The sequence below is a fragment of the Xenorhabdus mauleonii genome (assembly GCF_900113945.1).
Lineage (GTDB): Bacteria > Pseudomonadota > Gammaproteobacteria > Enterobacterales > Enterobacteriaceae > Xenorhabdus > Xenorhabdus mauleonii.
On record NZ_FORG01000002.1, the window covers coordinates 379,129 to 403,589 of the forward strand.

Annotated in this window: 27 protein-coding genes; 6 read left to right on the forward strand and 21 right to left on the reverse strand. The window is 42.6% G+C overall.

Annotated elements, in window-relative coordinates; translation table 11 throughout:
• Positions 1–213 precede the first annotated feature (213 nt).
• The gene (mltF, locus tag BM100_RS02985; RefSeq protein WP_092507787.1) at positions 214–1,677 is read left to right on the forward strand and encodes a membrane-bound lytic murein transglycosylase MltF; all 1,464 of its coding nucleotides are present in this window, start codon (positions 214–216) and stop codon (positions 1,675–1,677) included.
• A gap of 148 nt (positions 1,678–1,825) precedes the next feature.
• Here the strand turns inward: mltF and tadA are convergent, their stop codons facing one another.
• Both tadA and BM100_RS02995 read right to left on the reverse strand, forming a co-directional pair.
• Positions 1,826–2,353 (reverse strand): tRNA adenosine(34) deaminase TadA, encoded by a 528-nt coding sequence (tadA, locus tag BM100_RS02990; RefSeq protein ID WP_092507789.1) that lies wholly within the window; start codon positions 2,351–2,353, stop codon positions 1,826–1,828.
• Between the two features lie 65 nt (positions 2,354–2,418).
• Positions 2,419–3,078, reverse strand: a complete 660-nt coding sequence (locus BM100_RS02995) for an HD domain-containing protein (RefSeq protein ID WP_092507791.1) — start codon at positions 3,076–3,078, stop codon at positions 2,419–2,421.
• A gap of 64 nt (positions 3,079–3,142) precedes the next feature.
• Between BM100_RS02995 and fos the strand changes: the two genes are divergently transcribed.
• A complete protein-coding gene (fos, locus tag BM100_RS03000; protein WP_092507793.1) occupies positions 3,143–3,541 on the forward strand; it encodes a fosfomycin resistance glutathione transferase in 399 nt (132 codons plus the stop codon).
• On the opposite strand, the gene BM100_RS03005 is transcribed toward fos, so the two are convergent.
• Both BM100_RS03005 and BM100_RS03010 read right to left on the reverse strand, forming a co-directional pair.
• The gene (locus BM100_RS03005) at positions 3,538–4,440 is read right to left on the reverse strand and encodes a DNA-3-methyladenine glycosylase 2 (RefSeq protein WP_092507795.1); all 903 of its coding nucleotides are present in this window, start codon (positions 4,438–4,440) and stop codon (positions 3,538–3,540) included. The two genes, fos and BM100_RS03005, sit on opposite strands and share 4 nt — an antisense overlap.
• A 75-nt stretch (positions 4,441–4,515) precedes the next feature.
• Positions 4,516–5,163: a hypothetical protein gene (locus BM100_RS03010; RefSeq protein ID WP_092507797.1), complete on the reverse strand. Its 648-nt coding sequence runs from the start codon at positions 5,161–5,163 to the stop codon at positions 4,516–4,518.
• Positions 5,164–5,739: 576 nt separating this feature from the next.
• Here BM100_RS03010 and BM100_RS03015 point away from each other — a divergent pair.
• Positions 5,740–6,000 carry a YfhL family 4Fe-4S dicluster ferredoxin gene (locus BM100_RS03015; RefSeq protein WP_092507799.1) on the forward strand — a complete coding sequence of 87 codons (261 nt, stop codon included), beginning with the start codon at positions 5,740–5,742 and terminating at the stop codon, positions 5,998–6,000.
• Here the strand turns inward: BM100_RS03015 and acpS are convergent.
• The 12 genes from acpS to trmN form a co-directional block, all read right to left on the reverse strand.
• The gene (gene acpS, locus BM100_RS03020; RefSeq protein WP_092507801.1) at positions 5,997–6,377 is read right to left on the reverse strand and encodes a holo-ACP synthase; all 381 of its coding nucleotides are present in this window, start codon (positions 6,375–6,377) and stop codon (positions 5,997–5,999) included. The two genes, BM100_RS03015 and acpS, sit on opposite strands and share 4 nt — an antisense overlap.
• Positions 6,377–7,108 (reverse strand): pyridoxine 5'-phosphate synthase, encoded by a 732-nt coding sequence (pdxJ, locus tag BM100_RS03025; protein ID WP_092507803.1) that lies wholly within the window; start codon positions 7,106–7,108, stop codon positions 6,377–6,379. Before pdxJ ends, acpS begins: the two co-directional genes overlap by 1 nt.
• Before the next feature lie 68 nt (positions 7,109–7,176).
• A complete protein-coding gene (recO, locus tag BM100_RS03030) occupies positions 7,177–7,914 on the reverse strand; it encodes a DNA repair protein RecO (protein WP_092507805.1) in 738 nt (245 codons plus the stop codon).
• 9 nt (positions 7,915–7,923) lie between these two features.
• Positions 7,924–8,829, reverse strand: coding sequence for a GTPase Era (era, locus tag BM100_RS03035; RefSeq protein WP_092507807.1), 906 nt, complete (start codon positions 8,827–8,829; stop codon positions 7,924–7,926).
• Entirely contained in the window at positions 8,826–9,506 is a 681-nt protein-coding gene (rnc, locus tag BM100_RS03040; protein ID WP_092507809.1) for a ribonuclease III, read from the reverse strand. The genes era and rnc overlap by 4 nt, the downstream gene beginning before the upstream one ends.
• 208 nt (positions 9,507–9,714) lie before the next feature.
• The gene (gene lepB / locus BM100_RS03045) at positions 9,715–10,683 is read right to left on the reverse strand and encodes a signal peptidase I (protein ID WP_092507811.1); all 969 of its coding nucleotides are present in this window, start codon (positions 10,681–10,683) and stop codon (positions 9,715–9,717) included.
• A 20-nt stretch (positions 10,684–10,703) separates the two neighbouring features.
• Entirely contained in the window at positions 10,704–12,500 is a 1,797-nt protein-coding gene (gene lepA, locus BM100_RS03050) for a translation elongation factor 4 (RefSeq protein WP_092507813.1), read from the reverse strand.
• A gap of 210 nt (positions 12,501–12,710) precedes the next feature.
• Entirely contained in the window at positions 12,711–13,175 is a 465-nt protein-coding gene (gene rseC, locus BM100_RS03055) for a SoxR-reducing system protein RseC (RefSeq protein ID WP_092507815.1), read from the reverse strand.
• A complete protein-coding gene (gene rseB, locus BM100_RS03060) occupies positions 13,175–14,134 on the reverse strand; it encodes a sigma-E factor regulatory protein RseB (RefSeq protein WP_092507817.1) in 960 nt (319 codons plus the stop codon). The genes rseC and rseB overlap by 1 nt, the downstream gene beginning before the upstream one ends.
• On the reverse strand, positions 14,134–14,769 hold the full coding sequence (gene rseA / locus BM100_RS03065; protein WP_092507819.1) for an anti-sigma-E factor RseA: 636 nt from the start codon (positions 14,767–14,769) through the stop codon (positions 14,134–14,136). Before rseA ends, rseB begins: the two co-directional genes overlap by 1 nt.
• Positions 14,770–14,801: 32 nt before the next feature.
• Positions 14,802–15,377: an RNA polymerase sigma factor RpoE gene (rpoE, locus tag BM100_RS03070; protein WP_092507821.1), complete on the reverse strand. Its 576-nt coding sequence runs from the start codon at positions 15,375–15,377 to the stop codon at positions 14,802–14,804.
• Positions 15,378–15,894: 517 nt separating this feature from the next.
• Positions 15,895–16,680, reverse strand: coding sequence for a tRNA(1)(Val) (adenine(37)-N(6))-methyltransferase TrmN (trmN, locus tag BM100_RS03075; RefSeq protein ID WP_092507823.1), 786 nt, complete (start codon positions 16,678–16,680; stop codon positions 15,895–15,897).
• Positions 16,681–16,822: 142 nt separating this feature from the next.
• Here trmN and srmB point away from each other — a divergent pair, with 142 nt between their 5' ends.
• Entirely contained in the window at positions 16,823–18,163 is a 1,341-nt protein-coding gene (gene srmB / locus BM100_RS03080) for an ATP-dependent RNA helicase SrmB (protein WP_092507825.1), read from the forward strand.
• 173 nt (positions 18,164–18,336) lie between these two features.
• On the opposite strand, the gene BM100_RS23525 is transcribed toward srmB, so the two are convergent.
• From BM100_RS23525 to grcA, 4 genes are all read right to left on the reverse strand, one after another.
• Positions 18,337–18,576, reverse strand: a complete 240-nt coding sequence (locus BM100_RS23525) for a hypothetical protein (protein ID WP_244590570.1) — start codon at positions 18,574–18,576, stop codon at positions 18,337–18,339.
• A gap of 28 nt (positions 18,577–18,604) precedes the next feature.
• On the reverse strand, positions 18,605–18,838 hold the full coding sequence (locus tag BM100_RS23530; protein WP_244590550.1) for an NADPH-dependent FMN reductase: 234 nt from the start codon (positions 18,836–18,838) through the stop codon (positions 18,605–18,607).
• Between the two features lie 524 nt (positions 18,839–19,362).
• On the reverse strand, positions 19,363–20,532 hold the full coding sequence (locus tag BM100_RS03090; protein WP_092507827.1) for a Tle-like phospholipase domain-containing protein: 1,170 nt from the start codon (positions 20,530–20,532) through the stop codon (positions 19,363–19,365).
• Between the two features lie 296 nt (positions 20,533–20,828).
• On the reverse strand, positions 20,829–21,212 hold the full coding sequence (gene grcA, locus BM100_RS03095; RefSeq protein WP_092507829.1) for an autonomous glycyl radical cofactor GrcA: 384 nt from the start codon (positions 21,210–21,212) through the stop codon (positions 20,829–20,831).
• A 748-nt stretch (positions 21,213–21,960) separates the two neighbouring features.
• Between grcA and ung the strand changes: the two genes are divergently transcribed.
• Entirely contained in the window at positions 21,961–22,641 is a 681-nt protein-coding gene (ung, locus tag BM100_RS03100) for a uracil-DNA glycosylase (protein WP_092507831.1), read from the forward strand.
• A gap of 65 nt (positions 22,642–22,706) precedes the next feature.
• Here the strand turns inward: ung and grpE are convergent, their stop codons facing one another.
• Entirely contained in the window at positions 22,707–23,288 is a 582-nt protein-coding gene (grpE, locus tag BM100_RS03105) for a nucleotide exchange factor GrpE (RefSeq protein ID WP_092507833.1), read from the reverse strand.
• Positions 23,289–23,412: 124 nt separating this feature from the next.
• Here grpE and nadK point away from each other — a divergent pair, with 124 nt between their 5' ends.
• Positions 23,413–24,291 carry an NAD(+) kinase gene (gene nadK / locus BM100_RS03110; RefSeq protein ID WP_139216919.1) on the forward strand — a complete coding sequence of 293 codons (879 nt, stop codon included), beginning with the start codon at positions 23,413–23,415 and terminating at the stop codon, positions 24,289–24,291.
• The last annotated feature ends 170 nt before the right edge of the window (positions 24,292–24,461 follow it).

The following is a 24,461-nucleotide window of genomic DNA, read 5'->3' on the forward strand; positions in this document are numbered from 1 at the left end:
CTTTGCCCATTATAGAGGAATGTTCCACCTGACGAAACCGTTTGCGTGGTTGTTTATTAGACTAATGATACATTTAGTAAGACTCCAAAATTGATTTAATAGGGTTGCACATCCCTATTTTGTTCAGCAAAATTCTCGATTACTGGAAATTTAACCATGCTATCATCTGACGTTTCATACTGAGCCTAAACTGCACTGGCGAGAGATAACTATTTGAGTAACATAAAGATAAATTATTTTGTTATCGTTATTATCGCGCTCCTCTCCGCAGCAATCATTGGTCTAAACATCAATTGGCCCAATAAACAGCAGGAGCAGATAAACAAGATCTTGGCACGGGGAGAACTTCGGGTTAGCACTATCCGTTCTCCTCTCATCACTCTTAACAACAAAAATGAGCCAACAGGTTTTGACTATGAATTAACCAAACGATTTGCTGATTATCTGGGGGTTAAACTCGTTATTAAGTTTAGAACCAACATTAACCAGCTTTTTAACGATTTAGAGAACGATAAAGCCGACTTTTTGGCCGCAGGTCTTATCTACAATAAAGAGAGGCTGGCTCAAACACGTACCGGCCCTGCGTATTCTTTAGTCTTGCAGCAACTGATTTATCGCAAAGGGACAACACGCCCACGTTCATTTGCTGATTTAAAAGGCAAACTTATCGTCACCGCTGGCTCTGCCCATGTCAGTGAATTGAAAAAATGGAAAGAAGACTCTTTTCCGGATTTGACTTGGGAAGAAACCTCGCACGAAAACACGCAGCAATTACTTGAGCAGCTTTCTGATGGGAAAATAGACTATACAATCAGCGATTCAATCAGTGTGGCACTGCAACAGCGCATCCATCCCAATCTGGCCGTTGCTTTTGACGTTAGCGAAGAGCGCCCGCTGACTTGGTATTTAAAACGCAATGGTGACTACAGCCTCAATTCCGCCATGCTTGATTTTTTCAGTATGCTGGCTGAAAACGGCATTATGTCTCGATTGCAAGAAAAGTATTTTAGCCATGTTGGTTCATTCGACTATTTCGATACCATTTCATTTATTCGTGCAATCAATAAGTTACTGCCCACATACCAACCACTTTTTGAAAAGTATGCTGGCCCACTTGACTGGCAATTAGTCGCAGCGATTGCATGGCAAGAATCACACTGGGACCCGCTGGCTACATCTCCCACGGGTGTCCGTGGCCTGATGATGCTCACTCGCCCGACAGCCGAATGGGCGGGTATACGTGATCGCTTGGATCCAGAAGAGAGTGTAAAAGGCGGCATGGCTTATCTGCATTACCTGATGGATCGCCTGCCAAAAACCATTCCTGAAGATGAGCGCATCTGGTTCGCCCTCGCAGCTTATAATATGGGATATGGGCACATCCTTGACGCCAGAAAATTAACTGCGGCACAAAAAGGGAATCCTGACAGCTGGCTCGATGTTAAAACCCGCCTGCCCCAGTTAAGCAAGAAAAAATACTACACCAATACAATGTATGGCTATGCCCGCGGCTATGAAGCTTACCGCTACGTTGAAAACATTCGTCGCTATTATTTAAGTCTGGAAGGCTATTTGCGGGCAAAAAACAATCGCGATAATGCGGTGAAAAATAAAGCAGAAACAGAAATCACTTCAGTCAGCTCTCCTGAACTTGAGAATCGCAAAGAGGATAAATAGAAAAGATGATATGACAAGGACGTAAAATATCGTTTATTTTCATAAAGTGATTATTATACATTAGATAAATGGAATCGCTGGTTCAGGCACTTTACCTGTACTAGCCCATTATCTGAGCCAGTACATTTCAATAAGTTAATCCCTGCAACTATGATAATTCCTGTTGCTGATTCTTTAGTTTCTTCAATGCCTTGTGCTGCTCCCTTCGTTGTTTAAAAAACGTACTCAACATCGCGGAGCACTCTTCTGCCAAAACACCGCCTGTAATTTGAATTTTATGGTTCATGCCGGGATGGCGCAGAATATCAACCAATGACCCCGCTGCACCGGTTTTCATATCGCTGGCGCCATAAACCAAACGTTGTATCCGGCTGTGTACCATTGCCCCTGCACACATTACGCAAGGTTCTAAAGTGACATACAGTGTCGTATTTAACAGGCGGTAGTTCTGCAATTGGATGCCACCACGGCGCAAGGCAATGATTTCTGCATGTGCAGTTGGATCATGCTCAGTAATCGGATGATTAAACCCTTCAGCAATAACTTTATTATCGGCAACCAATACCGCGCCAACGGGGATCTCACCCCGCTCTTGCGCTTGTATTGCCAAATCCATTGCCCGACGCATCCAATATTCATCACTATATATTTCAGTTACTGCATGTATTTCTGTCACTACTTATTCTCTTACTTTTTAAAAAATCGGGGATAACGGGCCATTATCACTGTTATTCATTCATCTCAACTGATTGATTCAGGCTCGACCTGAACTTCATCAAGAAAATCATCAAGGAATTGTTTCATCCGTTCGACTCTTTTACGGGCTAATTCCTTGCCTGATACTGTCTTAAAACCAGACTCTAATTTGAATAATTTGGTATAAAAGTGATCGATAACATAAGACTTATCATCATATTCTCGCTGTGTTGCCAGCGGATCATGGACATCATACAATGAAGACCCCATTCGGCCGGCAATATAAAAGCAGCGTCCGATACCAATCATACCAAGGGAGTCCAGCCGATCTGCATCTTGTACAATTTTGGCTTCCAAAGTTCTGGGGGTTATATTGGCTGAAAAACTATGAGCTTCAATGGCATGGCAAATATCAGCAATATCCTGTTCATTCCACCCTAGATCTTTCAATATCAATTCAGCTTTTTCTGCCGCCATCCGCGAAGCAAAGGGTCTGTTTGGCGAGTTTTTTTCAACACTCACACAATCGTGCAATAACACGGCCACAAAAACTAACCGCAAGTTGCCGGATTCAGCTTCACAAATTTGCTTGGCATTCAGCCACACACGATGAAGATGGGCAATATCATGAGCACCATCATCACCTTCTATCGCCATAGGTAAAAGTTGTTGTGCTAAATCTGTAAATGGTGAAAAAGATAACATAATCTAACAGCCTCTTTTTATGTATATAATATCGACATAGATAAAAATAGAAGGATTAACAACTATGCTGACCGGCCTTAACCACATAACTCTGACCACATCAAACCTGGAACATAGTTTGGATTTCTATATTAACCAGCTTGGCTTCAGACCTCATGTACGCTGGCAGGATGGCGCTTATCTGAGCCTCGGGGAGTTATGGCTTTGTCTTTCTTGTGATGAAACTAAACCAGCACAAGATTATACCCACATTGCCTTTAATATTTCAGTTGACGATTTTCCTGCTTTCAAGCAAAAGCTGCTGGCAGCGGGTATACAGCAATGGAAAGAAAATCGCAGCGAAGGGGAATCAATTTATCTGCTTGACCCTGATGGCCATCAGCTTGAAATCCATGTCGGTTCTCTTGCCAGCCGCCTTGATTCACTTCGAACCAAACCCTATAAAGACTTGGTTTGGTATTAATATCCGCTGCTGGATTGCTGCCGCCATAAATGAGCGCCAACCAATGCTTTCCAAGGCGTGAAATCCGCCAGCCATTTTTCTGCCTGCTCAGCAGTGACTTTTTCTTCTTGCCTGAGCAGATATTGGAGATTGCGCCTGACTGCAACATCACCATGCAATGAGCCATTCAGATAATTAAACCCTCTCAGCAGAGTATAATTTATTGTCCACATGCCCACTCCCTTAATGGCAAGTAAATTGTCCGTGAGTTGTTGAGCCCCATTTTCCCTTTCTGGAATAACTAATTCGATTTCACCAGAATCAATAAGCCGGCTAATATTCAGTAATGCATTGGCTTTCCCGATAGAAAAACCACACTGACGCAGCTCTTGCTCCGAGCATTGCATTACCTGCTTATAGTCCGGATGGCATAATAATCCTGAGGAGTGTTGAACGCCGATAGCCTGAATAAAACGCCGCCGAATAGAGATTGCTGCGCTTACACTAATTTGCTGGCCTATAATTGCCCAACTTAATGCTTCAAAAGGTGTTGCTGATTGGTAAATTCGTAGCCCCGCTTGCCTGGTAATTAATTTTCCAATGACAGGATGCCCTTGATATAGGGATTCAAATTTTTCTATCGGCTGTTTCAGCCCCAACATATGTGAAGCCTGTATTGATAATTCATCATGTGACGAAAGGGAATTATCTCCATCAATATCAAGTTGTATCTGGGCTATATTATTCTTAATTGTAATAGTCAAAAGAGCAGGTTTTTCGTGCCAAATAACGCCTTTTTTAATTTGATTTTGTTGCACGACTTCAGACACACCCATTTCATCCCTTTGATGAAATGCCAGAAAGTCATTCGTATGATAATTACTGGGCAATTTAATTTCCGTTACACAACTTGCTTGCATTAAAGTAGCTCCACAGACATACAAAATTAATCTACTGTTCTAACAGAACACAAGTTCAAAAACAATATAAATAACCTACAAACTCTCGCCATCGATTTTATATTTACTTAATTCTTTATTTAATTCTTGAATTTGATACTTCGATGGACTTAAGGTTAATAAGTAAATACCAAACCCCATAAGTAGCCCCATACTTAAAATAACTAAAAACAAATTCAACGCACTGCCAATAATATTACTGATTTCATCTCCCTTAAATAAAAACACGATCAAAACAACAAACGCAAGAATAAAGAAATAGGCTGAAAATAATTTTTCAAAACAATAGGTAACATAATAAAATGATTTGGTTTTAACCTGAACTACACCGGAATCCAAAACAGTATATGCCTTTAATTTTTTCAAGACATCCAAGTACTCAGAACTTAAACCATTTTCTTTTAATCTGATAAATATATTCCTGAATTTATCAGATTTTATTTTTGTGATTTCAAACATTATTTCAGACGAAATTTCATATTTAATATATTCTTTGCTTAAGTCATCCAAATAGTTATCATACTGGTTTAAATATTTTATATATTTATTTGCCTTCCTTTCTTTAAAAACACTTACGTCAGCATAAAGTTTCTTTAATATGGACAGAATAATACCCACAAAAGTTCCAATGGAACCCAAGACTTTCACGATATCATTACCATATTTCACAATGTATTCAATCATGTTTTTACTCTTGAAAAGTTCTGTATATATTTAAGTATATACCATAATGATCATTGTGCTGGATTGACTTAATTGCCTGAAAATGAAATGAGCAACATATGAGAATTTCAGTTTTTTGGCGGAAACAAGGAATATCAAAGAGTTAAACTATATTTAAGATTGACTTTATTTTGTATTTACTTAATTTTATTCAAAAATACAATCAGTTAAAAACACAATATCATGATAATCACCATTTGAACCACGTTTGCTTAATCACTTCTACTACTCGAAAAAATTTCTGCGTTAAATTTCTCGTGTTAAATTTCTCGTTAAGTAATGTGGCTGATTTCATACTCAGATCTACCTAATTTATCGAAATATTTTAATATAACTTTTTATAACTTTTGCGCTACCGCCACTCAGATTCTCATATGTCAGTCGGTGTAAGAGAGCTTGTGTTCATCCCCACTTGGTGGCAGAGCAAGGCGCAATATAAGAACACAGTATTAAGAACACAATAAATAGACAAACATGACAAATACGGATGTAATATACCCTGTTGATTTTAAGTGATAGTTTTTGTAAGAGACTGAAATGGCACTATTAATTACTAAACGCTGTATTAATTGCGATATGTGTGAACCCGAATGCCCTAATCAGGCCATCACAATGGGTGAAGAAATATACGAAATAGAACCCGAACGCTGTACTGAATGTATAGGGCATTACGAAAAGCCAACTTGCCAGTCTGTCTGCCCTATAACCAATACCATCATCCTTGATCCTGACCACCAGGAAAGCGAGGAGCAATTGTGGGATAAATTTGTGCTCCTGCATCATGCTGATAAAATTTAGCTTTCCAATATCACTGTCGCACAGGCATAACGTCGTTCATCTGCCAGTGTGACGTGCATGGATTTCACATTCAGTGTATTCGCCAATGAACTCGCTTCACCATGAAGCTCTAATGTGGGTTTTCCCAGTGGATCATTGATCACTTCGAACTGATTAAAAGCCAATCCATTGCGTATCCCTGTCCCGAATGCTTTGGCTGCCGCTTCTTTGACAGCAAATCGCTTTGCAAGGAAGCGGATAGGTTGATTATGTTGTTGATATTGCAGCCACTCCCTGTCACTCAGAATTCGCTTTGCCAGACGTTCACCGGAACGCCCGACAATTTCCTCAATGCGGGATATTTCAACAATGTCAGTACCTAATCCAATAATGGCCATTAACTGCGGGCTTCCCGCAACAGCGCTTTCATATCAGCCACAGCAGCGGATAATCCACTGAATACCGCGCGGCCAATGATAGCGTGACCAATATTCAATTCGTAAATTTCAGGCAGGGCGGCGATACGTTGCACATTGTGATAGGTCAAACCATGACCTGCATTGACTGTCAGACCCTTCCCCGCTGCGTAAGTTACCGCTTCTTTAATACGCTGAAACTCTTTTTCCTGCTGAATTTCATTTTCAGCATCGGCATATGCACCTGTGTGAATTTCAATAAATGGTGCCCCAACTTCAGCAGCAGCGTCAATTTGCTGGTGATCGGCATCAATAAATAAGGAAACCTGAATTCCCGCTTCTGATAAAGTTTTCACTGCCTTCGCAATATGTGCTTTCTGCCCGGCAACATCTAATCCACCTTCCGTCGTGACTTCCTCACGTTTTTCAGGCACCAGGCAACAGAATGCAGGTTTAGTTTGAACGGCAATGCCAACCATCTCATCTGTTACAGCCATTTCGAGGTTCATACGAGTTTGAATCGTTTTTTCTAATAATTGAACATCTCTATCGGTAATATGGCGGCGATCTTCTCGCAAGTGAATCGTTATGCCGTCAGCCCCTGCCTGTTCTGCAATAAATGCAGCCTGAACAGGATCGGGATATTTCGTCCCGCGGGCATTACGCAAGGTCGCAATATGATCAATGTTGATACCTAACAATATCTCAGCCATTTTTAACTCCTGAAAGAATATAATATTCAGATAAGTCTACACTTTCCATGATACTTGTGTACCTTACTTTAATTTTCATTTTTCTTATTGGGAAGATCAGTTTTCTTACGTACAAATTGACGAAATAGCTCTCGGCTTTTCAGAGGCTTTCCCCCCAAATAGGGTTTTAATGCAATGCGAGTGAAACGCTTTGCCGCCCTTAAACTTGCATGATCAGGAAATTCACCGGTTGCCAGCGACTTTAATTCGCGACCGGTAAAGCTATAGTGATCAATAACCAAACTCGCGATAAATCCTTTTTCTTCACGATAGCGATACGTCATTGTATCTGATACGGGTTCGCCACTACCTGCACAGTGCAGATAATCTACACCGTATCCCATATTGGCCAACAACGCTAATTCAAAGCGGCGCAAGGCATATTCCGGCGTGGAATCACTTGCTGCAAGCACTTGCAAGCATTGGAGGTAATCGAAGAAAAGTGTGGAGTATGCCGTTCCTTGTTCAAGAACGCGTGATAGCAGTTCATTCACATACAAACCACTGTAAAGCACACTTCCCGTGAGAGGAAGCGCCAATGAGATAGGTTCTGCATCCCGGAGGGTTTTGATTTCACCCCGCCCACTCCAGCGGATAAGCAACGGGGTGAAAGGCTGTAAGCAGCCTTTTAGGTGAGAACGACGGCTGCGTGCACCTTTCGCTAACACGCGCACGCGCCCTTCATTTTCAGTGAAAAAATCCAGCAACAAGCTAGTTTCACTGTAAGGGCGCCCGTGGAGTACAAAGGCTCTCTGCCAGCCGTCCACAAGTCAGCCTTATAAATCGTCGATGTAACCGAGGCTTCTCAGCGCTCGTTCATCATCAGCCCAACCTGCTTTCACTTTCACCCACAATTCCAAGTGGACTTTAACATCAAACAGCCTTTCCATATCCTGACGGGCTTCTGTACCAATCGTCTTGATTTTGCTGCCTTTATTACCAATAACCATTTTCTTCTGGCCATCACGCTCGACCAGAATCAAGCCGTGGATGGTATAACCACCACGCTCATTGACAACAAACTGTTCAATTTCCACTGTCACTGAATACGGCAATTCATCACCCAGAAAACGCATCAGTTTTTCACGGATGATTTCTGACGCCATGAAACGTTGTGAGCGGTCAGTAATGTAATCTTCCGGAAAGTGATGGTCTGCCTGTGGAATATGAGCACGCACAAGTTTGGCAATCGTATCAACATTCATGCCTTTTTCTGCGCTGATCGGCACCACATCAATGAAATTCATCTGCTGGCTAAGGAAGCCAATGTGCGGCAGTAGAATCGTTTTATCGGTGACATTGTCCACTTTATTGATGGCAAGCAAAACCGGACAGCGCAAGTGGCGCAGTTTATTTACCACCATTTCATCATCAGGTGTCCAGTTCGTACCTTCCACAACAAAAATAACCAGTTCGACATCACCAATAGAGCTGCTTGCCGCACGGTTCATTAATCGGTTGATTGCACGTTTTTCTTCAATATGAAGTCCCGGCGTATCAACATAGATGGTTTGATAAGCACCTTCCGTATGAATTCCCATAATACGATGGCGAGTCGTTTGGGGTTTACGGGAGGTGATAGATACTTTCTGGCCCAATAATTGGTTCAATAAAGTTGATTTACCGACGTTAGGCCGACCGACTATTGCAACAAACCCGCAATAGTTTTTTTCTTCGCTCATTCAAGCTCCAGTTGTTTTAATGCTTGTTCCGCAGCCGCCTGTTCTGCCTTGCGGCGACTGGAACCTACTCCTCTGACAGGCTGTTCAAATCCACTGACCTGACAGTGAATTGTAAATTCCTGATCGTGCGCTTCCCCACGAACTTGAACAACCAGATATGTTGGCAACGGCAAATGACGCCCTTGCAAATATTCTTGTAAACGTGTTTTCGGATCTTTTTGTTTATCACCGGGACTAATTTCATTCAAGCGGGTTTCATACCAATTCAAGATAATTTTCTCAATCATATTGATATCGCTATCAAGGAAGATAGCGCCGATTAAGGCTTCGATACTGTCCGCTAAAATGGATTCTCGGCGATGGCCGCCGCTCTTTAACTCGCCCGGCCCCAAACGTAGGCATTCACCTAATTCAAATTCTCGAGCCAGTTCTGCCAATGTATTGCCGCGCACCAAAGTTGCACGCATCCGGCTCATATCCCCTTCATCAACACGGGGAAAGCGATGATAAAGCGCATTGGCAATGACAAAACTGAGAATAGAGTCACCAAGAAATTCCAGACGTTCATTATGCTTACTGCTGGCGCTACGGTGAGTCAAAGCTTGAAGCAATAAATCCTGCTGTGTGAAGGTATATCCTAGCTTACGTTGTAACCGATTCGTTATTATGGCGTTCATGTGCTACCAATTCAGTTAGAATTCATCAAATAAAAGCACACGCAACAGACCTGTGAAGCTAATATCCCTTACAATATATAGCCTTACAAAACTGTTGCGTTTGCACTGGCTCCCTAATCTATGCCTTCCCATAAGGAGCCAGTCATCATGTTTGAAAGAATATTCTACACTGTGAGATGAATTAATGCTGCGCTAATATATATAAATATTAGTGAATTCCACCAATTCGACTCAGACGTACACCTGTAGGCCACTCTCCTTCCTGCTTTTCAAAGCTCATCCAGATAGCGGATGCACGGCCTACCAGGTTTTTCTCCGGTACAAATCCCCATTCGCGGCTATCTGCACTGTTATCACGGTTATCACCCATCGCGAAATAGTGGCCTTCAGGGACAACCCAAGTCCCGGCAGGCAAGCCAGCTTGAGAATAATTCGGTATAGATTGTACTTGAGGGATGGTCAAAATATGGTGTGACACATCACCTAAAGCCTCAATCCGCTCATCTTGACGAAGAGCGTATAAACCTAATGGTTCATCAAGAGGAACCTGATAAACACCGTTTACGCGCTGACCGTTTGATGCTACCCCTGCTCTTATTGTCCACTCACTGGGGAAAGGATCACGATAGGTAACCGGCAAATCCTTACAAACTGTTTTCCAGCCACATCCTGGGTAAACTTGCAGCTCTTTGCTGATATAATCATAAACAATCTTATCACCAGGCAAACCGACAATCCGTTTAACAAAATCGATACTCGGATCTTTCGGATATTTGAAGACTGCAACATCGCCACGCTTCGGCTCACCCGTTTTAATCAAGGTTGTTTGCGTTATCGGATCTTTCAGGCCATAGGCAAATTTTTCAACCAGAATAAAATCCCCAATCAACAATGTCGGCATCATTGAACCTGAAGGGATTTGAAAAGGCTCATAGACAAAAGAACGCAAAACCAAAACAATGGCTAACACCGGAAAGACAGATGCAATTGTATCAAACCATGATGGTTTATTAAGATCCTTAGCCAAAGCTTCCTGAGCTTCCGCGCCTGCCACTTGTTCTTGAAGATTAGCCAGCTTCTTCTTGCGGGCAGGAGCAAGTTTAAATCGCTCGATACACCAGAAAATTCCGGTAATTAACGTTGCTAACGTTAAGATCAAGGCAAAAGTGTTAGCCATTTAAACTCCTTACGACCTTGTTAGTTATCTTTTCCAACATGCAGAATCGCTAAGAAGGCTTCCTGTGGCAGTTCGACATTTCCGACCTGCTTCATGCGTTTCTTACCTTCTTTCTGTTTCTGCAATAGCTTTTTCTTACGGCTAACGTCACCGCCATAACATTTAGCAAGTACGTTTTTACGTAACTGCTTCACTGTCGATCGCGCAATAACGTGTGTCCCAATGGCTGCCTGAATTGCAATATCAAATTGCTGACGTGGAATAAGTTCTTTCATTTTTTCCACCAGCTCACGGCCACGGTACTGTGAGTTGTCACGGTGAGTAATCAGAGCCAGCGCATCAACACGTTCACCGTTAATCAGTACATCCACACGCACCATGTCTGAGTTCTGGAAGCGGGTAAAATTATAATCCAGCGACGCATAACCACGAGATGTTGATTTCAATCGGTCAAAGAAATCCAGAACAACTTCAGCCATCGGAATTTCGTAAGTCAGTGCAACCTGATTACCGTGATAAACCATATTAGTTTGTACACCGCGTTTTTCCACGCAGAGCGTAATGACGTTACCAAGGTACTCTTTCGGCAACAACATGTGACATTCTGCAATCGGCTCACGCAATTCGCTAATATTGTTCAATGCCGGTAATTTAGATGGGCTGTCAACGTAAATAATATCACCGCCCGTGGTCTCAACTTCATAAACAACTGTTGGAGCCGTTGTAATTAAATCGAGATCATATTCACGTTCCAGACGTTCCTGAATGATTTCCATGTGCAGCAGACCAAGGAAACCACAACGGAAACCGAAGCCCAATGCAGTAGAGCTTTCTGGTTCATAGAACAGTGACGCATCATTCAGGCTCAGTTTACCCAATGCATCGCGGAACGCTTCATAATCATCAGAACTTATCGGGAATAATCCGGCATAAACCTGAGGTTTCACTTTCTTGAACCCAGGCAGGGCTTTTTCAGCAGGATGACGTGAAGTTGTCAATGTATCACCGACCGGAGCGCCCAAAATATCTTTGATGGCACATACCAACCAGCCTACTTCACCACAATTCAGCACATCACGATCGATACGCTTAGGTGTGAAAATACCCAGACGGTCAGCGTTATAAACCTGCCCTGTGCTCATGACTTTAACTTTATCGCCTTTGCGCAGTGTTCCGTTTTTAATACGGACAAGTGAAACTACGCCAAGGTAATTGTCAAACCATGAGTCAATGATAAGAGCCTGCAGTGGTGCGTCAGGATCGCCTTCTGGCGGCGGGATTTCCTGTACCAGACGCTCAATGACATCCTGCACGCCAACGCCTGTTTTGGCAGAGCAACGAACAGCATCGGCGGCATCAATGCCGACAATATCTTCGATTTCTTCAGCAACGCGCTCTGGTTCTGCGGCCGGGAGATCAATCTTGTTCAGAACCGGAACAACTTCCAGATCCATTTCAATAGCGGTATAACAGTTAGCCAGAGTCTGGGCTTCAACCCCTTGCCCTGCATCAACAACCAACAAGGCACCTTCACAGGCAGCCAAAGAACGGGAAACTTCGTAAGAGAAGTCAACATGCCCCGGCGTATCAATGAAATTTAATTGGTAAACTTGACCGTCATTTGCCTTGTAATCAAGGGTAACGCTCTGCGCCTTGATGGTGATGCCACGTTCACGTTCAAGATCCATTGAATCCAGTACTTGAGCTGCCATTTCGCGATCTGACAGTCCCCCACAAATTTGAATAATTCGGTCAGATAATGTGGACTTACCGTGGTCGATGTGGGCGATAATGGAGAAATTTCGTATTTGCTTCATTATTAAATCTTTTTTGCCTTAATATTTCTGAATCATTCGCCTATGGACACACTGATGGACATAAAGCGACAGTTTATAGTTCGGCCACTGGCCTGAGGAGCCGTATTCTACATGCCAAACCTATGAAAACCTAGTCATGCCTGTTGTTTTCGGTATGACTTGCGGTTTTCAGTATGACAAATAAAATTTAAACTCGTATGGTAAAACAGATTATTCTTGCTGTAGAACCTTAATCGTATCAGGAGGCAAACCAATTTGTAATACAACTGGCTGGTAGGCTTGCAGCTTATCCCAATACGCAGCAATTTTGCGAGCGATGAAGAAACCAGCAAAACCACCACTGATTCCACCCAAACATATCCATAATTGTTCAGATGTCCAGGACTGGAAGAAAGCAGCTCCCAGAAACAATCCCAATAGCGGTGTTAAATAGACTAGCATTGCTGAACGCAGCAAACTACTTTCAGGAATACCCACTTCCACTTTCTGGCCGGGTTGAAGAGGTTGAGAAATTTCCAATTCCAATTGATGGATGTTTTCTGGCCCTATTTTTTCCAGCAGATAAGAACCACAGGCCGCTTTAGCCTGACAACTTCCACAGCCGGAAGATGAACCATAACGTAGCAATGCGCGACCTTGTTGCCAACGAACAACTGTTGCCCATTCTTTAACCATCAGTTTTCTCCCGTAAACACTATATTTGCAGCAATTCTCTTGGCAGTTGCGAACGGCAGTTCACCAATAACTGAAATATGATTTTTATCTCTGGATAAAGTATAAACCGTTCGTCTGCCTTGCCGAAATGGTTGTTCATCGACAACCTTTTGGGCGGAATTCACAACATTGACAGAAAAATTAAATAACCCATCACTATACATGATGGATTCTAACCATTCTGCTTCTGACAGTTTACGGCTGCTACGGGAAATTTCTTTGAACCCTTCGGGTAACGTACCTATCCGCCAATTGAATTTCACTTTTTCAGAAGACGGGATCAGTAACATCGGTGGTAACTTTAAATCGGTAATCGCATTCAAATCATTTTTAATGTAGTCACTCACCGTCGATGAAACGACACGAAATTGCTCAATGACAGTAATATTATCTCTGTCCAACAATTCAATGAGCAAAGGCAGATGATTTTTCTCATCAATCAGAAGGTTATAATTATAGCGGGAATCATCTTTCGATATGATACGGACAAAGTGCGCGGGATGATCGCCGACATGCGAACTCCCCGCATCAATAAAGCGGTAGTATTTCTGCAATTGTGCAACATTGGCAAAAATGATCGGCGGGAAGTAATCAACGATATGATTGCCCTGCAAACTGAATGAATCCAGCCCCGGTTCATAATAACTGATTTGGTTCCCGCGCTGGACAATCTCGCGACGTGAACCATCCATCTGTATGATTTGAGCAATGGGTTGACCGCCAATAATAGCGTGGCGATAGCGCAGAGGGATGAGAAACTGCTGCGATAAGTTAATGAAACCTAACTCATAGTTCAGTGTTTGTACAGCACTGTTCATTTCCTGCAACAAAGCTTCGGCATTGCTTTCTTGTGCCGAAGCTTTGAGGGGATTAAATAGGCTACCCGCTGATAATAGAATGAAAAACCAAACACGTTTCATTACTGTTGTTGTGCCTGCACTCCAGATGGCTTATCACTCTGTATTGCTTTCTGATTTTGTTCAGCGTGGATGCGTCGGTCAAGTTCATACTGCTGTAGCATTGCATCAATACGCTTATTGCTTTCCCTGACCCGCATATTTAAATCACCGCCGAAGGCATCATCATCCACTGGCGCAGCCAAGCCCACAGGGGAAGCTGAACCCATCACGGGCAATGTATTGAAAACAGGGGTATCAAATTGCGTATCCGTTTCAGTACCGTTATCACTATTGTACTGCTGGACACCAATGATCACCGCCAAAGATACACATGCAGCCATACCGACTTGTGAAATCTGGCTAGCCCATGGACGAATTTTTGCCCAAAATGGTAGCTTGGCCCACGTTTCAGGTTTTGGCTGGGACTCTAAAACAGCCGCTGGATTGATGTGAATAGGCTCTTTTTCCAGTGCCAATGCTACTTGACTTGCAATATCAAGATGCACCACTTTCCCTATCTCACCACGCATTATATCACGAACAAGGTGGTATCTTTCCCACTGCTTTTGCATATCTGCATTTTCAGAGACCAAATGAATTACTTCATTATCAAGAGCTTCTCCATCCATCAATGCGGAAAGTTTTTCTCTTTGCATGCCAAAGTACCCTTAAATATTGTTTTGTCCCACTACTGTTGGATTAGCGGCTGAACTTTATTATCAATGGCTTCCCTTGCCCGGAAAATGCGTGACCGTACTGTACCGACAGGACATTCCATGATTTCAGCTATTTCCTCATAGCTCAACCCATCCAATTCCCTTAGTGTAATCGCTACCCGCAAATCTTCCGGCAGCGATTCAATCGTACGGAAAACTACTTCCTTTAACTCTTCAGACAACATTAAGTTCTCAGGGTTCGAAATTTCTTTTAACGAACTTGACATATCGTAAGTTTCTGCGTCGTTGGCATCCAGATCATTGGATGGCGGACGCCGCCCCTGAGCAACCAAATAGTTCTTCGCGGTATTAACAGCGATACGATACAACCATGTATAAAAAGCACTATCTCCACGGAAAGATGAAAGCGCACGATAAGTCTTGATGAAAACCTCTTGAGCAACATCCGGGACATCACTTTGAGGCACATAGCGAGCAAGCAGGCTCGCTACTTTATGCTGGTATCTTGTGACCAGCAAATTAAATGCTTTTTGGTCGCCTTTTTGGACCTTTTCGACCAGCATTTGATCCGTTAACTGCTCGCTCATCCGAGGTTCACTCTCCTGAGGTAAAACTCCACATTCATGCTCACTGATCCTATATGAAACCCTGCTTTTCTGAGCAAGCATGACTTTGAGCATCAATTTACTGTGAAGTTCAACTTTGACTGTAATTTTATATTACTGCCACCTGTTCTTTCGTATCACATATCTTTAAATGGCAATGCATTTTGTCTTTCAAATTGCTTGGTCAGTGCTGCTCATTTCCCTCCGGGCAGCATGTTAAGACTTTAATTATCCATGCCTTGGAAGGGGGTATTCTCTTAATCGTCGCACCAAAATTCAAAAATTAATTATGTAAAATTTACTGCATGAGGCTAGTACAAATCATAGCTTCAATTTCACGGGACACTCGATTTTAATCCGAGAAAATGGATGTGTTGCTTCATTAATTGCGGAAATTGCAAACATCGTTAATGGCAAAATAGCCATTACGAGACAAAACCAATTTTATCCGCACAATTTCCGCTACATAATTGCCACTCACTGAGTGGCCCTAACATTATCAATAATGAAAGTAAAAATCTGTCACTAACTGGCGAAATTCATCTGAGTATGAGCCATCCACTGCGCGGATTGCCAATTCACATATTTGGGGTTCCTGCTGATTTTGCCGGGATAATCCCAATAACAGCCGATGCAATGGTTTATCCTTTCTGTCACGAATATTCACTCGATAATGAGTAAACCATCCCAGATTCAACGCCATTTTTTCAAAAAACTCCCCAATGTCATAGGGCAAGACGACACAAAATAACCCGGATGGAGTAATTAACTTTTGAACACATTCCAACAATCCTTGATGGGTCAATGATTCTGTATAGCGGGCCTGATTGCGTGCTTCATTCCGACATGCAACAGCAGGGGCAAAATAGGGAGGATTGCTGACAATTAAATCATATTGGGCATGATTTTTTTCCTGCGTTTCTTCCTGACGCACATACTGTTGTGCAACCTGCTGAGTAAAATCATGAATATCTTGCTGGTAAACCTTGATGCGGGAAGGCCACGGAGATTGTTCGACATTATCAACGGCCTGCATTGCCGCTAATTCATCCAGCTCCACGGCATCAATAACCATATTTTCTTTTGTCCGCTGGGCTATCATCAATGAAATCAAACCACTGCCGCACCCAATATCCAGACATCTTTTCCTGTTATATACTGGTGCCCAGGCTCCCAATAACACACCATCCGTCCCGACTTTCATTGCGCATTTATCATGCCCAACAAAGAACTGTTTAAATGTAAAACCACCGCGGCGAAAAACGGGTTTATGTATCGATGCCATGAGTCATATCTGCTGAAATTACAATTTGCCATAGCATAAATCTTATGGCCCGCAGATAAAAGCAACCTGCACATTGGTGTTTTTATAGGATGAAGAATGTGCCCAACCTGTTTATAATCGGCGCCCCAAACAGAGGTATATGATGACTGCGACAAACTTTTCCGAATTCGAACTTGATGAATCCCTGCTTGAAGCGTTGAACGACAAAGGCTACGAACGCCCGACCGCAATTCAAGAGGCTGCCATTCCTGCTGCTATGGATGGGCGTGATGTCCTCGGCTCCGCACCAACTGGTACAGGCAAAACTGCTGCCTATTTGTTGCCGGCAATACAGCATTTATTAGATTTTCCCCGCAAAAAATCGGGGCCGCCACGTATCCTGATTTTGACGCCAACCCGTGAACTGGCAATGCAAGTAGCGGAGCAAGCAAAAGAATTTGCCGCTCATACTCATCTGGATATCGCCACCATCACCGGTGGTGTCGCTTATATGAATCACGCTGAAGTATTCAGTGAGAATCAAGATATTGTTGTCGCAACGACCGGGCGTTTGCTGCAATACATTAAAGAAGAAAACTTCGACTGCCGCGCGGTGGAAACATTAATCCTTGATGAAGCGGATCGCATGCTGGATATGGGATTTGCCAACGACGTCGAAACCATTGCGGGAGAAACTCGCTGGCGCAAGCAAACGATGCTGTTTTCAGCAACGATGGAAGGTGAAGCGATCCGTGACTTTGCCGAGCGCCTGCTGACCGATCCTGTTGAGATAGATGCAGAACCTTCTCGCCGTGAGCGCAAGAAAATCCAGCAATTTTATTACCGCGCCGATACGCTGGAGCATAAAACGGCCTTGCTGTGTAATCTCCTCCAGCAGCCTGACGTTACAAAATCCATTGTTTTCGTGCGTAAACGCGAGCGTGTGCGTGAATTGGTTGAATGGTTAAGCCAAGCAGGTATTCAAGCCAGTTTCCTTGAAGGAGAAATGGTTCAGGCCAAACGTACAGATGCCGTGAAACGCCTGAATGATGGCAGAGTTAAGGTATTGGTCGCAACCGACGTTGCTTCCCGTGGATTGGATATTGAAAATGTCAGCCACGTCTTTAACTTCGATCTGCCCCGCACTGCCGATGTTTATTTGCATCGTATAGGCCGTACAGCGCGCGCAGGCCGTAAAGGAATTGCCATTGCCCTGATTGAAGCACATGACCATCCTCTGTTAGGAAAAATCAGCCGTTACCTCAACGAGCCTTTGAAAATGCGGGTTATCGATGAATTGCGTCCGCAAACCAAAGCGCCAAGTGAGAAGACGAGCTACAAACCTTCCAAAAAAGTCTTGGAAAAGCGCAAAGAGAAGAAAAAAACAGAAGGCGAGAAGAAAAAACGGGTCAAAGTTCGTCATCGCGATAGTAAAAATATCGGTAAACGACGCACTCCTTCGGGTAAAGCGAAACCAGAACTGGCTGAAACCAATGAGGATTAATTGCCAGATTCATTAGCCCGAATCCAATCTGGCAGCTACCGCTTTTTATACAGGTATCTGCCAGATTAAAACGGGTTCAAACTCCTTCCTTAGCCACCATAAATACGAAAAAATCCCAGCATTCAGCGTAATGCAGCCAAACTGTTTTCAATGTTGCCCCATAGCGTTTTCAATCAGGGCCCGATGTCAGGGTGCTCGGCCAACATCTCCTCAGTAGCATCAAGGAGTACATAAGGCGCAGCAAGTGTTGCGCGGGGACTGCATTCCTCTATCAGACGGTAGCCCATAGTTTGCAGCGTTTCAGTGAGGTGTGACTGGGCAAGTTCTGCACGAGTTGCGATATTGGGAAAGGCCAGTGGTTTGTCGACTAATGCTCCACTGCTAACTATCCAGTCCAGTGCGTTTTTCATCATTCCAGACACACCATTTGCGTATTCCGGGCTAACCAACAGAATTAAATCTGCCCATACTCAGCGCATTGCGCCAGTGCGAAACTTCAGGAAGATTTTTGTCTTCGTTGTCTGCATTGAAAGGAGGAATGGCATCCAAACTAGAATAAATCTCAAAATTTATATTTTTAGGGCAAACCCGACCCATAGCACGCAAAAAAAGAGTATTCATTGATGCTTCACGTAAGCTACCTGAAATACCTAAGATATTGTATGTACTTTTCATCAGATTAACCTTCAACCCGGTAGCGGGTATTACACCCAATCAAAACATACCACTTCGGAATCAATCCCTTCTAAGCAGGGCCGGCAGCTACAATAATGAACCCAGTTTAAAGCGAATTGAGATAACAGTATTCAGCACTTGCAAAGACAGAAATCCCCCCTGGCCTATCTTTTGCGGGCCATTGAAGAGAATTTCCTCATTTGCGGAATAAAATTACCCAAGTAAATATTCAATTATTCTATTGAGTATTTTAAATAAATCAAACATGAGAAGTGGCAAATCACCGGAAATTTTGAAAAACAGCGGGATATATTTTAAGACCGGAAAATAACTTGTCTGTTTGTCTCATCCATTCTGACAACAAATGTTCTATCTCCTGCTTCCATAAATCTACTGCTATAAAGAAAGCACAGAGGCTTCTTTTCGGTGCTGATAAAAAGACAAGAAACGGAATTCAAGGGCGAAGTTATTGGCAACTTCGCCTCTTGACTCACGTTGCTCAAATACGATACAGAGTAAAAATACTATGCTAAATAATTTTTCTCACTTCGCTGCGATATGATTTGTTGATAAATTTCCTCAAATTGGCTGCTCATTGCAGGTTCATCTACAGACAGGGCCAAGGCTTGCATAGACATAACATGAGCGTCTGTGCTGTCGCCTCCAATAGCGCTTTCCACAGAGCTATCATTAGCACTTTCCATAGATGCTAACGACGCTAACATAGTACCGCCTTTATTCAGCCAAGGTTTCTGTTCCGTCATTAATTCCAAAACAGCCTCCAAGAAATGCGCCTTAAACGCGTGCAACCCATATCGATGAGGCAAAACATCCAGAATACTGCCCCATTCATACTCATATTCAAGTTCTATCGTATTTCCCAGTACTTGAGGAAGAGGCAGCGTTTTCTGTAAGCCGCCTAACCAATCGTGCTGAACAGAATAATGCCGAATCAAGCCACTTTCCGCCAATTCACGGGCAACTTCAGGTGATAACCCCATATTTTTCAGAGTAGAATCCGAAACTCCTGCGGAATTATAGATAACCGCGGGTTTCCCCGTTGCCAATGCAGCGACACTCGCCAGCCCTCCCCCCAATGAGTGGCCAGTGAAAATAATATTCTCGCCGAATGCCTTTAATGCTTTATTCGCCAATTCAACGGCTTGATTATATTGTTCTTCATTGTAACCAAGCCCCTGACGAATACTTGCCATAAAATCCTTCAACTCATTCGAACCGGTGAAAGAGACAATATATAACCCATTATGTTTATATACTCCGGCTTGAAACCCTGTTGAATCATCATTCAACCCATCAGGATCGATACCCACTTTTGCCAAATCTTCATCAGACAAACGCTCAAAACCGGGGATCCCCAAACTTTGCCCTCGATAAACATCACGTGTTACCAAGGTCAGCTCATAGTCGATTCGTTGAGACTGTTTTCCTGCAATATCATTGGGAGTCAATTGAGGCAATGCCATCGTACTGACACTGAGATTATTAATCAGAGACTGGTAAAGCGCGTTCGCTTGCTTGGTGTTTTCCGAAAGTGAAATGTTTGAAGAGGAGACCTGCTCAATTTTATCTGATGATGGCGCAACTGGAGAGTTAGATTCTGGTTGCAGAAAATTTCCTTTTAATGAAGATAATCCTAATTCACTGAAAAAACTGGTGTTTAATGATATAGACATAAAATTCTCCTACAGATTATTCAGGTTAGGTATAACGGAAACCTAAATTCTCTATCGGCAGAATTTTTAACATCATTACAACAATTTTAGTTTTTATTTAACAATTTTAAATTCCATAAATTATATATGGAATTGAATATCCCTCTATACGCGTCGTACTTCAAGGTGCATGTATTATCATCTCGCGATGCGGGATGATAATACGTTGCTTCCTGAAACTTGGAGTTAATAGGGTATATAACCCAAATAAAAAAGGGAATTCCCCCCCCCTTTTAATTCTTTTATCTATATATAAATTATAGGCTTTCTGTAAAAGTACGCGCGATAACATCACGCTGTTGTTCTGGTGTTAATGAGTTAAAACGCACTGCATAACCAGAGACACGAATAGTCAACTGAGGATATTTTTCAGGATGTTTTACCGCATCTTCCAGAGTTTCACGGCGCAGGACATTCACATTTAGATGCTGGCCACCTTCCACACGTACAGTTGGTTTGACTTCCAACGGAATTTCGCGATATTCAAACTGCCCCAGCTCATCTTTAGCAACGATCTGGCCTTCCTCATATCCTGCTTTCGCGCAAATACAACGTGCTTCATTGTTCTCATCATCCAACAGCCAGAAAGAGTTCATCAATGCTGCATTGTCAGATTGAGTAATTTGAATCCCAGTAATCATTTATACCTCCAACTTCATCATCTTGGTTAGTTAGTCAAACCATTATTTAATCAAAGCACCGTTCTTGATTTCCTGTATACCAGTGCAAATGAGATGATTCTTTGATTGAAGTCAATTAATTACCTGTTGTTATTATAATAAATAACAATTTAATCCATAATAACAATATCGCAATAACTATATTACATAACAAAATTACATAACGAAACCACACAAGAAATGGTTATTACGTAAAAAATCATTATCTTTTTTATTTCTCCCCCTGAATCACATTGATATAACTTATTAATTAGCGTAATAAATATGGCACTCTCAACCTAAAATCAAACATCCCTTTCTTTGAATTATTTATACGTATCGTACTTCAAGGTGCACGTATTATCATCCCGTGACGCGGGATGATAATACGTTGCTTCCTGAAACTTGAAATTAATAGGGTATATCCCATAATTTATCAGAATCCCTCTGGATAATTATTTACCACGTTAACTGCAAAACTTTACTTTCCCGACATTGAACTTATTTAAATTATTTTTATTTTTCATGTCATTTTTATAAAAAATGTCTTATCGAGCATATTCAAGCTTAATTTATTTAAAAAATAAAATTTCATTCAATATGGAAAATAAAAAATCAGGCACAGAATAGTGACGCTGAAATAAAAACGCAGGCAATTAAATAGTTTCCCTGTGGACAAGAAATCGGTAAGCTTAAACCCATCTGATAATCATCTAAAAAAGGTTAGGTTATGTCCGCACCTATTACATGGCACGATGTCATCGGCAATGAAAAAAAAGAGCCTTATTTCGTTGATACATTGGCTTATGTTGCCAACGAACGTCAAGCCGGCAAAACCATTTATCCGCCACAGCAGGATGTTTTCAACGCATTCCGCTATACCGAATTGGCTGATGTAAAAGTGGTGATTCTGGGACAAGACCCTTACCACGGCCCAAATCAAGCACACGGATTGGCTTTTTCAGTACAACCAGGTATTCCTGCCCCTCCTTCTCTCGTCAATATGTACAAAGAGCTGGAATCAGATATTGCGGGATTCACCCGCCCCAATCATGGTTATTTGGTTAGCTGGGCAAAACAAGGAGTATTATTGCTCAATACCGTGCTGACGGTTGAACGCGGAAATGCACATTCCCATGCCAATTTGGGCTGGGAAACGTTTACCGATAAAGTGATAGAAGCCATCAATAAACATCGTAGCGGAGTGGTTTTTTTGCTTTGGGGTTCACATGCCCAGAAAAAAGGCCGTTTTATTGATACTCAACGCCACCATGTTTTGAAAGCGCCACACCCTTCGCCACTGTCAGCCCATCGTGGTTTCTTAGGCTGCAAACATTTCTCACAGGCAAATGCACTGTTGGAGAATCAAGGCCTGACTCCGATAGATTGGACACCTCAGTTGCCTCAATAACTGGCTTTTGCCTACAAAAATGCCGCCATCTAAAGGGCGGCATTACAATCACGAATAGCGTAACTTTATTTAGAAACAGCAACCATCGCAGGACGCAATAAGCGACCATTTAAGATATAGCCTTTCTGCATTACCAACATGACATGGTTTGGTTCATGTTGTTCAGATTCCATCATGGTCATTGCTTGATGCACTTCAGGATTGAAAGGCACATTGATATCACCCACCACTTCAATACCGAACTTACCTACGGCATCGATAAAAGACTTCAGAGTCAGTTCAATACCTTCAACCATTGGCAGCAATGTTTCATTCGTACGATCAGCAGCTTCCAGTGCACGTTCCAAATTATCGATAACTGGCAGAAGCTCATTGGCAAATTTTTCCAATGCAAACTTATGGGCTTTTTCCACATCCTGCTCAGTACGACGACGGATATTTTCCACCTCGGCACGCGCACGTAACATTGCGTCACGCTCGTTAACCTGAGCCTGTTTCAGCTGTTCTTCCAGCTCAGCAACACGCGGGTCAACAATGTTTTCAGCCTCTGGTGTATCTGCTTGTTCAGTATTCATTTGTTGATCTAATACATTTTCTGTATTTTCTGAGACTTGCTCGTCAGGTACTTTTTGGTCTTTACTACTCATGAATATCTCCGCGTATTTTGTATTATCTTCGCCATTCTCGCTTATTATGGGGATGAAAACGCGGGATTCAAGGGAATCCATCATATTGTGAGGGCAAAACCATATGCTGAAGGAAATAACAGCAATGAATAATGAATTCAAATGCATCGGTATTGTCGGTCGTCCACGTCATCCCGAAGCTTTGGCTACCCATGAAATGCTCTATCATTGGCTAGTCTCCAAGGGTTATTGCGTCATTGTGGACAGACAGGTTGCAAGAGATATTAACTTAAAAGACGCCCAAACGGGGGGGCTGACAGAAATCGGTAAAATTGCCGATCTTATTATTGTCGTCGGTGGAGATGGCAATATGCTCGGTGCTGCCAGAGTTTTATCGCGCTATGACATCAAAGTCATTGGTATCAACCGAGGCAATTTAGGTTTTCTGACTGATTTAGATCCCGATAACGCCTTACAGCAACTTTCCGAAGTGCTGGCCGGGGAATACCACAGCGAAAAACGCTTTCTGCTGGAAGCTCAGGTCACGAAAAAAGGACACAAACCCCGACGCAGCACTGCTTTGAACGAAGTGGTACTCCATCCGGGTAAAGTTGCCCATATGATCGAGTTCGAAGTCTATATCGATGAGCGCTTTGCTTTTTCTCAGCGCTCAGATGGCCTGATAATCGCCACGCCTACGGGATCGACCGCATATTCCCTTTCAGCAGGGGGGCCAATATTAACACCAAACCTGAATGCCATTGTGCTGGTGCCCATGTTTCCACATACACTTTCAGCCCGCCCGCTGGTTATCAGCAGTGAAAGCAGCATTCGACTGAAATTTTCTCAAAACAGCAGCGATTATGAAGTAAGTTGTGACAGCCAAATCGTCTTGCCGATTCAGGATGGTGAGGAGGTCATCATTAAGCGCAGTGAATATAACCTGCATTTAATTCACCCGAAAGATTATAATTACTTCAATACATTGAGTACAAAATTGGGTTGGTCAAAAAAAATGTTCTAAAAACGGGAGCTCCCTACTTTACTGTATAAAAAACCAGTTTATACTGTATGGAAGCACAGACATGTTTTTATACACAGTCTCATGTGCTTATGCAAGTGACATGTTTCCATATAAGTGACGTTTTTGTATATCAGTAACGTTTTTTTATAAAAGCAACGTGTTTTTATCAA